The 9,124-nt window shown below is 74.9% G+C and carries 8 protein-coding genes; 4 read left to right on the top strand and 4 right to left on the bottom strand.

The features are described from left to right. Positions 1-20 precede the first annotated feature (20 nt). Both C6N75_RS19070 and C6N75_RS19065 read right to left on the bottom strand, forming a co-directional pair. On the bottom strand, positions 21-791 hold the full coding sequence (locus C6N75_RS19070; RefSeq protein WP_105870120.1) for a thioesterase II family protein: 771 nt from the start codon (positions 789-791) through the stop codon (positions 21-23). Between the two features lie 156 nt (positions 792-947). Next, the gene (locus C6N75_RS19065; RefSeq protein ID WP_105870119.1) at positions 948-1,769 is read right to left on the bottom strand and encodes an AfsR/SARP family transcriptional regulator; all 822 of its coding nucleotides are present in this window, start codon (positions 1,767-1,769) and stop codon (positions 948-950) included. A gap of 271 nt (positions 1,770-2,040) precedes the next feature. On the opposite strand from C6N75_RS19065, the gene C6N75_RS19060 reads away from it, so the two are divergent. Continuing rightward, entirely contained in the window at positions 2,041-3,033 is a 993-nt protein-coding gene (locus C6N75_RS19060) for an AfsR/SARP family transcriptional regulator (RefSeq protein WP_105870118.1), read from the top strand. A gap of 42 nt (positions 3,034-3,075) precedes the next feature. Here C6N75_RS19060 and C6N75_RS31110 read toward each other — a convergent pair whose 3' ends face one another. Both C6N75_RS31110 and C6N75_RS19050 read right to left on the bottom strand, forming a co-directional pair. Next, the gene (locus C6N75_RS31110; protein ID WP_219852892.1) at positions 3,076-4,095 is read right to left on the bottom strand and encodes a 3-oxoacyl-ACP synthase III family protein; all 1,020 of its coding nucleotides are present in this window, start codon (positions 4,093-4,095) and stop codon (positions 3,076-3,078) included. Next, positions 4,092-4,862, bottom strand: a complete 771-nt coding sequence (locus C6N75_RS19050; RefSeq protein WP_105870116.1) for a thioesterase II family protein — start codon at positions 4,860-4,862, stop codon at positions 4,092-4,094. The genes C6N75_RS31110 and C6N75_RS19050 overlap by 4 nt, the downstream gene beginning before the upstream one ends. A gap of 257 nt (positions 4,863-5,119) precedes the next feature. On the opposite strand from C6N75_RS19050, the gene ccrA reads away from it, so the two are divergent. From ccrA to C6N75_RS19035, 3 genes are all read left to right on the top strand, one after another. Continuing rightward, on the top strand, positions 5,120-6,463 hold the full coding sequence (gene ccrA, locus C6N75_RS19045; RefSeq protein ID WP_105870115.1) for a crotonyl-CoA carboxylase/reductase: 1,344 nt from the start codon (positions 5,120-5,122) through the stop codon (positions 6,461-6,463). A gap of 5 nt (positions 6,464-6,468) precedes the next feature. Then, positions 6,469-8,214: a 3-hydroxyacyl-CoA dehydrogenase family protein gene (locus C6N75_RS19040; protein WP_258177496.1), complete on the top strand. Its 1,746-nt coding sequence runs from the start codon at positions 6,469-6,471 to the stop codon at positions 8,212-8,214. Positions 8,215-8,804: 590 nt separating this feature from the next. Further along, a partial coding sequence (locus C6N75_RS19035; RefSeq protein ID WP_407703244.1) for a bifunctional DNA primase/polymerase occupies positions 8,805-9,124 on the top strand: 320 nt, incomplete at its 3' end.

Genomic DNA, 9,124 nt, shown 5'->3' with positions numbered 1-9,124 from the left:
CGCCGCGGGGTCCGCGTCCGTCACGCCGCCGCAGGCGCGAGCGAGGTGCGGGCCACCACCCGGCAGGCGCGTCCGAGCAGCCGCGGCAGTGGGGGTTCGCGCAGGAAGAAGTGGTCGCCGGGCACGGTGCGGAACACCACCGGCCCGGTGGTGAAGTCGCGCCAGCCCGCCACCGCCCCGGGCGGGGCCAGCGGATCGCCGGCGCCGGTCACGACCAGCAGCGGCACCGGCGGCGCCGCCCCGCCGGGCAGCGGCTCGCGGGCCGCCGCGCGCAGCACGTGGGCCAGCGTCAGGTCGTCGCGGAGCACCGGCATCACGGCCCGGTGCCAGAAGCCGCCGGGCTGCGCGTTGTCCGGCAGCGCGCCGACGTCGCCGAGCAGCCTGAACAGCTCGTCGTCGCTGGTGTCGCAGGCGTCCGACAGGTCGGAGGGCGCGCTCGGCGGCGGGCAGGCCCCCACCGCGAGCAGCGCCGGCAGCGGCAGGCCGCGCTCGTGCAGGGCCCGGGTCAGGGTGTAGGCGACCAGTCCGCCGAGGCTGTGCCCGTACAGGACGTACGGGACGTCCGGGGTGTGCTCGGCCGCCGCGGCCGGGGTGAACCGGTCGAGCAGATCGGCCAGCAGGGCGTCCCGGCCGGTGATCCGCGGCTCGCGCCGCCGCGACTCGCGGCCGGGCAGGAGGTGCGGCACGGACCGCACCCCGGCACCGAGGTCGCGGGGCCATCCGTAGAAGGACGAGATCCCCGCTCCCGCGTGTGCGAAGCAGTGAAGCCGTACGGGCTGCTGGTCGGCCATGTGCCGTCCCTCCTCGTCGCGTTCGCCGCAGCCGAGGATCTACGAGCCCGCTGGAGGACCGCTTGAGCAGCCCGCACCGCGGCCGCCCCGGGACCCGCACGCCCCGGGGCCGCCCCTACCGGGGCCCGCACGCCCCGGAGTTCCCGATCCCCGGCCTCACACGGCGTACAGGTCGAACGTCGAGCTGCGCCGCCGTCCGCTGAGCAGGTCCAGCGCCGGGTCGACCGCGAGCATGGCCTGGTGCAGGCGCTGGAGCTGCGGCGAGGGCTCGACCCCCAGCTCCTCGATGAGCCGGGCGCGCAGCCTGCGGTAGACGTCCAGCGCGGTGGCCTGCCGGCCCGAGCGGTAGAGGGCCACCATCGCCTGCGAGTGCAGCCCCTCGTGCTGCGGGTGCCGGGCGATCAGATCGGTCAGCTCGGCGATCAGCTCGGTGTGCCGGCCCAGCCGCAGATCGGCGTCGATGCGGCGCTCGACGGTGCCCAGCCGGCTCTCCTCCAGCCGCAGCACCTCGATCTCCAGCACTGGGCCGACCCGCACGTCCACCAGGGCGGGGCCGTTCCACATGGCCAGGGCGGAGCGGAAGGCGGTGGACGCCTTCTCGTCGTCGCCGGCCTCCAGGGCGCTCTGCCCCGTGCCCACCCACTGCTCGTAGCGGTGCACGTCCACGCAGTCCGGCGGGATCTGTAGCAGGTACCCGCCGTGCCGGGTGGCGAGCACGTCCTTGGCCGAGCCGGGTTCGTCGGGCCCCATGGCCGTGCCGAGCCGCCTGCGCACCTGAAGGATGTACGTCTGGAGCGTGGTCATGGCGCTCTGCGGCAGTTCGGTGCCCCAGATCTCCTCCATGAGCGTGGGCACGGGCACGACGCGGCCCGGATAGAAGGCGAGCAGGGCCAGAATCTGGCGCGGCTTGCTTGCCGTCGGAACAATGGATCCCCCGTTGACGTCGGCGCTCAACGGACCTAGAACCCGAATCTCCATGGTGTCCTCCGTACCTGGTCGAGCTACCACTCCGATGGCTCAAAGCCATCGGCTACCGAAGCTAGCCCGGAACGCGCCGCCCTCCCCGTCCTCTCCAGCGGAGTTCGAGCAGCCTCCGACCAGCCGTGACGCGCGGCGGACCGCGGTGCGCGCGGCCCGGCTCGACGTCCTGTGCACCCCGTGTGCAGAACGGCTCGCGGCCGGCGGCCCGAGGGTCTCGCCGGGGCTACCGTGCGCGTGACCTGAGCAGCGAGCAGCCGACGGAGCGCCCATGGCCGGATCCACGCCCGAGGAACGGGGCGGGCAGCACCCCGAGTTCCGGCTGCTCGGCCCGGTGTCCGTGCTGGACGGGCGTACCGGCGCGGAGATCGTGCCGCCCGGGGCCAAGCAGCGCGCCCTGCTGGCCGCGTTCACGGTGCGCGCGGGCAGGCTGCTGTCGGTGGACGAGCTGACCGAGGAGCTGTGGGGCTCCGCGCCGCCCGCTGCGGCCGGCAACGCCCTTCAGGCCCATGTGGGCCGGCTGCGCAGGCTGCTGCCGCCGCCCCCGGCGGACGGCGCGGCGGGCGGAGGCTGGATCAGCACGCTGCCGACCGGCTACAAGCTGAGCCTGGGCCCGTGCGACACCGACGCGCGGCGCTTCCAGCGGCTGTCGGAGCAGGGGCGCGCCGCGGTCGCCGCGGACCCGTGGCAGGCGGTCGCCGTGCTGGAGCGCGCACTGGCGCTGTGGCGCGGCCCGGCGCTCCAGGACAGCCGGTACGGGCCGATCGGCGCGCGGGAGGCGGACCGGCTGGAGGAGAGCCGGCTGACCGCCCTGGAGACGCTGTACGGGGCGCGGCTGCGGTGCGCGCAGCACGGCGAGGTCGTCGGGGAGTTGGAGCGGCTGACCACGGGCCATCCGCTGCGGGAGCGGTTCTACGACCTGCTGATGGTCGCGCTGTACCGCAGCGGCCGCCAGGCGGAGGCGCTGGGCGTGTACGAGCGGGCCCGGCGCAGTCTGCTGACGGCGCTGGGCGTGGAGCCGGGCCCGGCGCTGCGGGCCCGGCTGGAGGCGGTCCTCAACCACCTGCCCGCCCTCGCCTGCCCCGACCTGCCGCCGCGGTCCGCCCCGGCCACGGCGAGTACGGCGGACGCGGCGCGGGCCCCGGCGGCGGACGAGCTGGCCCGGCTGCGGCGCCGGCTGGACGCCCTGGACCGCGAACAGGCGTCCCTGGCCCGCCGCTTCGACGCCCTGACGGCCCCCGCCGGCCTGCCCGCGCCCACCTGACCGGCCGCCCGGCCGACCAGCCGCCGGGCCGGGCTCACGACGTCAGGTCCCCCAGCGCAGCAGGCACGTCCCCATCGTCATGCCGCCGCCGAAGCCGGCCAGCAGCACCACGTCGCCGTCGGCCAGCTCCCCGGCCCGGTGGGCGGCGTCCAGGGCCAGCGGGACCGAGGCGCTGCCGGTGTTGCCGTGCAGCTCCACCGGCAGGTGGCAGCGGGCGGCGGGCAGGCCGAGGCTGCCGACGACCTCGCGCAGCATCGCCCCGTTGGCCTGGTGCGGCACGAAGTGGTCGACCTCCTCGGTCCGCACCCCGAACGCGTCCAGCGCCCCGGCGACGGCCGCGGGCAGTTCCCGCTCGACGTACTCCCGTACGTCGCGGCCGCGCATCCGGAAGAAGTGGTCGCCGCGGGCCACGGTCTTCTCCGAGGCCGGTACCCGGCTGCCGCCGGCGGTGACGCCGATCAGCTCGTGCAGGCGGCCGTCGGTGCGCAGCCCGGTGCCGATCAGGCCGCGGTCGGCGCGCACCGGACCGACCACCGCCGCGCCCGCGCCGTCGCCGAACAGCGGCGCGGTCCTGCGGTCGCCGAGGTCGAGGATGCGCGAGTACACCTCGGTGCCGATGACCAGCGCCAGGCGGGGGCGGCCGTCGAGGCCGGGCGCGGCGGCGAGGGCGGCGCCGGTGTGCAGCGCGGCCAGGAAGCCGGCGCAGACCGCGTTGACGTCGAAGGCCGCCGCGCCGTGCGCCCCGAGCCGGTGCTGCACGAAGGCGGCGGTGGCCGGCTGCGGGTGGTCGGGGGTGGAGGTGGCGACGATGATCCAGGCCAGGTCGGCGGCCTCGGCGCCGGCGCTGTCCAGGGCCCGTACGGCGGCCTCCACGGCCAGGTCGGAGGCGGCCTCGTGGTCGGCCGCGTAGTGCCGCTGCCGAATGCCGGTCTTGCGTTCGATCCACTCCGCGCTCACCCCGGCCAGCGGACCGAACGCCTCGTTGGGCACGACGCGTTCGGGCAGGTAGGAGCCGGTGCCGAGGATTCCGAGGCCGCCCGCGGCGGGGGTGTGCACGGTCATGACGCCACCGCCGGGACCCGGTCGAGCCGGTCCCGCACGGTGCGCAGCACCTGCTCCTGCCGGTCGACGAGGAAGAAGTGCCCGCCGGGCAGCACGCTCAGCTCGAAGCCGCCGGTGGTGAGCCGGGACCAGGCGGCCACCTCCGTCACCCGGGCCTTGGGGTCGGCGTCGCCGGTGAAGGCGGTGACCGGGCAGTCCAGCGGCGGTCCTGGCCGGTGGCGGTAGCGGCGCACCGCGGCGTAGTCGGCCCGCAGCGCCGGCAGGATCATCTCCCGCATCTCCGGGTCGTCCAGCAGGTCGCCGTGGGTGCCGTCGAGCGCCCGTATCTCGTTCACGACCTCCTCGTCGGTGCCGGGCTGCCACTCGTCGCCGCGGTCGAGCAGCGGGGCGCGGCGGCCGGAGACGAACAGCCGCAGCGGGCCGCGGCCCTCGCTCTGCAACCTGCGGGCCACCTCGTAGCCGAGGATCGCGCCCATGCTGTGCCCGAACAGCGCGTAGGGCCGGTCGTCGTCGGTGAGCGGGCGCAGCTCGTCGGCGATCCGCTCGGCGAGCCGTTCCAGGTCGGCGACGGGGGGTTCGTCGCGCCGGTCCTGCCGGCCGGGGTACTGCACGGCCAGCGCCTCGACCCGCGGCGCGAGGGCGCGGGCCACGGGGAGGTAGAAGCTGGCGGAGCCGCCGGCGTGCGGCAGGCACACCAGCCGCACCGGCGCCTCGGGGGCCGGCTGGAAGGTCCTGAACCACGCGCTGGCGCCGGGGTGTCCGGTCATGACGTCTCCTCGTCTCCTCGCTGAGTGCGAAACGGGTGCAAGGCCCTGAGCCCGACATGGGCGGAATCCGGCATGGGCGGGTCCCAGCATGGGCGGAGCGGCACCGCCGACGGCCCCCCTGACAGGCCCCTGACTCCGGCCCGCGCCCACGACTGGGGGCCCACTGGGGTGCCCCGCCCGGGCGGCGGCCCTCACGCTCGATCGTGGTGCTCGCTCAGCTCACCACTCCTCGGCCCCGAGAGAACCAGGGAACCCACGTGGACGAGATCATCAGTGCCCTTCTCTGCGAGGACGCGACGCCCGGGGACTTCGCGGGTCTGCGCCTGCCGGAGAGCTACCGCGGCGCCGTGGTCCGCAAGGAGGACACCGGCATGTTCGAGGGCATGGCCTCCATCGACAAGGACCCGCGCAAGTCGCTGCACCTGCACGACGTGCCGGTGCCCGAACCGGGGCCCGGCGAGGCACTGGTGGCGGTGATGGCCAGCGCGGTGAACTACAACACCGTCTGGTCGTCGATCTTCGAGCCGCTGCCGACCTTCGGGTTCCTGGAGCGGTACGCCCGCAGCGTCCCGGCCGGCGCCCGGCACGACCTGCCGTACCACGTGCTCGGTTCGGACCTGGCGGGCGTGGTGCTGCGCACCGGCCCCGGGGTGAACCGCTGGAAGCCGGGCGCCGAGGTGGTGGCGCACTGCCTGAGCGTGGAGCTGGAGTCGCCCGACGGGCACGACGACACCATGCTCGACCCGGAGCAGCGGATCTGGGGCTTCGAGACCAACTACGGCGGTCTCGCCGAGTTCGCCCTGGTCAAGGCGAACCAGCTCATGCCCAAGCCGGGCCATCTGAGCTGGGAGGAGGCCGCCTCGCCGGGCCTGGTCAACTCGACCGCGTACCGGCAGTTGGTCTCCCGCAACGGCGCGGGCATGAAGCAGGGCGACAACGTGCTGATCTGGGGCGCGAGCGGCGGCCTCGGCTCCTACGCCACCCAGTTGGCGCTGGCCGGCGGCGCCACCCCGATCTGCGTGGTCTCCTCGCCGCAGAAGGCCGAGATCTGCCGGAAGATGGGCGCGGAGGCGGTCATCGACCGCAACGCCGAGGGCTACCGCTTCTGGAAGGACGAGCACACCCAGGACCCGAGGGAGTGGAAGCGCTTCGGCGCGCGCATCCGCGAGCTGACCGGCGGCGAGGACGTGGACATCGTCTTCGAGCACCCCGGCCGGGAGACCTTCGGCGCCTCGGTCTACGTCACCCGCAAGGGCGGCGCGATCGTCACCTGCGCCTCCACCTCGGGCTTCCGGCACGAGTACGACAACCGCTACCTGTGGATGTCGCTCAAGCGGATCATCGGCTCGCACTTCGCCAACTACCGCGAGGCGTGGGAGGCCAACCGCCTCGTCGCCAAGGGCAGGATCCACCCCACCCTGTCGCGGGTGTACTCGCTGGAGGACACCGGCCAGGCCGCCCACGACGTGCACCGCAACCTGCACCAGGGCAAGGTCGGCGTGCTCGCGCTCGCGCCCGAGGAGGGCCTGGGCGTGCGCGACCACGAGCTGCGCGCCCGGCACATCGACGCCATCAACCGCTTCCGTGAGAGCGAGGGATAGCCGCCATGACCGATCAGGAACACGCCCCGGCCCCGCTGACGGGCATCGTCGGCCTCGGCTCGGTGGGCGAGGAGCTGCTCACGCTGCTGTACGCCGCCGGGCACCGGATCGTCGCCGTCGACACCGACCTGGACGTGCTGGCCCGGGTGGGCCGGCGGCTCAAGGCTCTGGACGACGGCCGCGCCGACGCCCCCGAGGTCGTCCTCACCGCCGACCACAGCCTGCTGCGCCCCGCCCAGGCCGTCGTCGAGGCGGTGCCCGAGGACGCCACCGCCAAGGCCCGGGCGCTGCGCCAGGTCGCCGAGGCCGTCCCGCCCGGCACCCCGCTGCTGACCACCACGGCCGGGCTGCCCCTGCTGTCCCTGGCGCTTGCCTCGGGCCGGCCCGAGGACCTGGCGGGGCTGCGGCTGTTCACCCCGCCCGCCGCCGACGGCCCGGTCGAGCCGGTGCGCACCCCCCTCACCTCCGAGGCGGCCGCCGAGGCCGCCGACCGCCTGGTGGCCGCCGCCGGGCTGCGGCCCGTCGCGGTCGGCGCGGGCCCGGCCGCCGACGCCACCGCGCTGGTGCTGGGCCTGCTCAACGGCGCGGTGGCGCTGTACGACGAGGGCTATGCCGCGCACCACGAGATCGACACCGCGATGCGCCTGGGCTGCGGGCTGGCCCTGGGGCCGCTCGAGATGCTGGACCACATCGGCCTGGACACCGCGCACGCCGCGCTGAGCGAGCTGCGGCGCACCACCGGCGACCCGCTGTTCGCCCCGGCCGGGCTGCTGACCCGGATGGTGGCCGCCGAACGCCTGGGCCGCAAGAGCGGTGAGGGCTTCTACGCCTACGACGAGACCGGCGCCCGGCTCGCCCCCGCCGACGAGCCGTCCGCGGCCGCCGAGGCCCGGCCGGTGCGTCTGGTCGGCGTGGTCGGCTCCGGCACCATGGCCTGCGGCATCGCCGAATCCGTCGCCACCGCCGGCCGCCCGGTCGTCCTGGTGGCCCGCACCGCCGGGAAGGCCGAGCGGGCCCGGCAGTCCGTCGACGCGTCGCTGGCCCGCGCGGTACACCGCGGCCGGCGCACCGAGGAGCAGCGGGACGCCGCCCTGGCGCTGCTGGAGAGCACCGACGACGCCGGGCGGCTGGCCGACTGCGACCTGGTGATCGAGGCGGTCGCCGAGGACCTGGACGTCAAGCGCCGGGTGTTCGCCGAACTGGGCGCGCGCTGCGCCCCTGGCGCCCTGCTGGCCACCACCACCTCCAGCCTGTCCGTCGCCGCCTGCGAGCGGGCCGCGGGCCGGCCCGGCGACGTGGTCGGCATCCACTTCTTCAACCCGGCCCCGCTGATGAGGCTGGTGGAGCTGGTGCGCACCGACACCGTGCGCCCGCAGGCCCTGGCCACCGCGGAGGGTTTCTGCCGCTCCCTCGGCAAGACCCCGGTGACCTGCCCGGACCGCACCGGGTTCATCGTCAACAGCCTGCTCTTCCCCTATCTGGGGGCGGCGATGACCCTGCTGGAGCGCCGGGGCGCCGGGGCGGAGGAGACCGACGCCGCGGTCCAGCAGGGCTTCGGCTACCCGATGGGGCCCTTCACCCTGCTGGACACCATCGGTCTGGACGTGTCGCTGGCCATCCAGGACCGGCTGTTCGAGCACTTCGGCACCCCCGAGCACGAACCCTCGCCCGCTCTGCGCCAGTTGGTGGCCGCCGGCTTCCTGGGCCGCAAGAACCGCCGCGGCCTGCGCACCGCCGGCCCCCGGTCCTGACCCCTTCCAGGGGAGCGACCCAAGCGACCGAAGCGACCCACGCCCCGGCTCCGGCCCGGGCGCCCGGGTCGCTTCGACGCGTTTTCGCCACTCCCCGGCCCTCCGCCTTCAGTCGCTGTCTCGGCCGGATCAAGACCCGCTCAAGGCCGGCCGCCCGCCGCAGCGACTGGAGGACAGCGACCGGCAGCCCCTTCCGTCGCTCCGGTCGCTGCGACGAAACCCCAGCTCAGAGCGGTGATCCACACAGAACAGCGACCGAAGCGACTCAGAGTCCGGGTATATGAAACGTAACGCGCGTGCGCGCGTGTGCGCGTTGGCGTCATATATAGAGTCGCTGAGTCGCTTCAGTCGCTGTTCGGTCGCCTCCAGAGCCCTGAGCTGCCACTTTCCCCGGAGCGGGGAACAGCGACCGAAAGACCGTGGGTCGCTGCCCCGAACGTTGGGTAGCTGTCCGGCCACGGCGGGCCCGCTCTGACCTTCGGTCATCGACTCGCTGTTCGGGTTTGGCCACGACTGCCCCACCAGACGCCCGACTTCGCTAAAATTCGTGTCTGTCGTTGGGTCGCTTTGGTCGCTGATGGGGGAACTAGATGCCTGCTGGGCTGCGCTCTTCACGCAGCGCCTCACGGCAGTCCGACTCCGCGCATCCGGTCGCCGCCCCCCTGGCCACCGCCCGCTGGTGCGCGAGCCGCGGCTGGCCCGTCTTCCCGCTCGCCGCCGGCCGCAAGGTTCCGGCCGCCAACTGCGCCTCCTGCCGCAGACCCGGGCACACCCACCGGGACTGCCGCTGCCTGGCCGAGGGCCGCTGGTGCCACGGCTTCCACGCCGCCCCACCAGCGGTCGATCCTGGCGGTGTCGACCGCTGGTGGGGCGGCGTGGAGGCCGTGGCACCAGCGGCCCTCGGCCAGGC

This window comes from Streptomyces solincola (assembly GCF_002982015.1).
In the GTDB taxonomy this organism is placed as follows: domain Bacteria; phylum Actinomycetota; class Actinomycetes; order Streptomycetales; family Streptomycetaceae; genus Streptomyces; species Streptomyces solincola.
The sequence above is the reverse complement of the archived record's forward strand: the minus strand, read 5'-3'. Positions and strand labels throughout refer to the sequence as shown.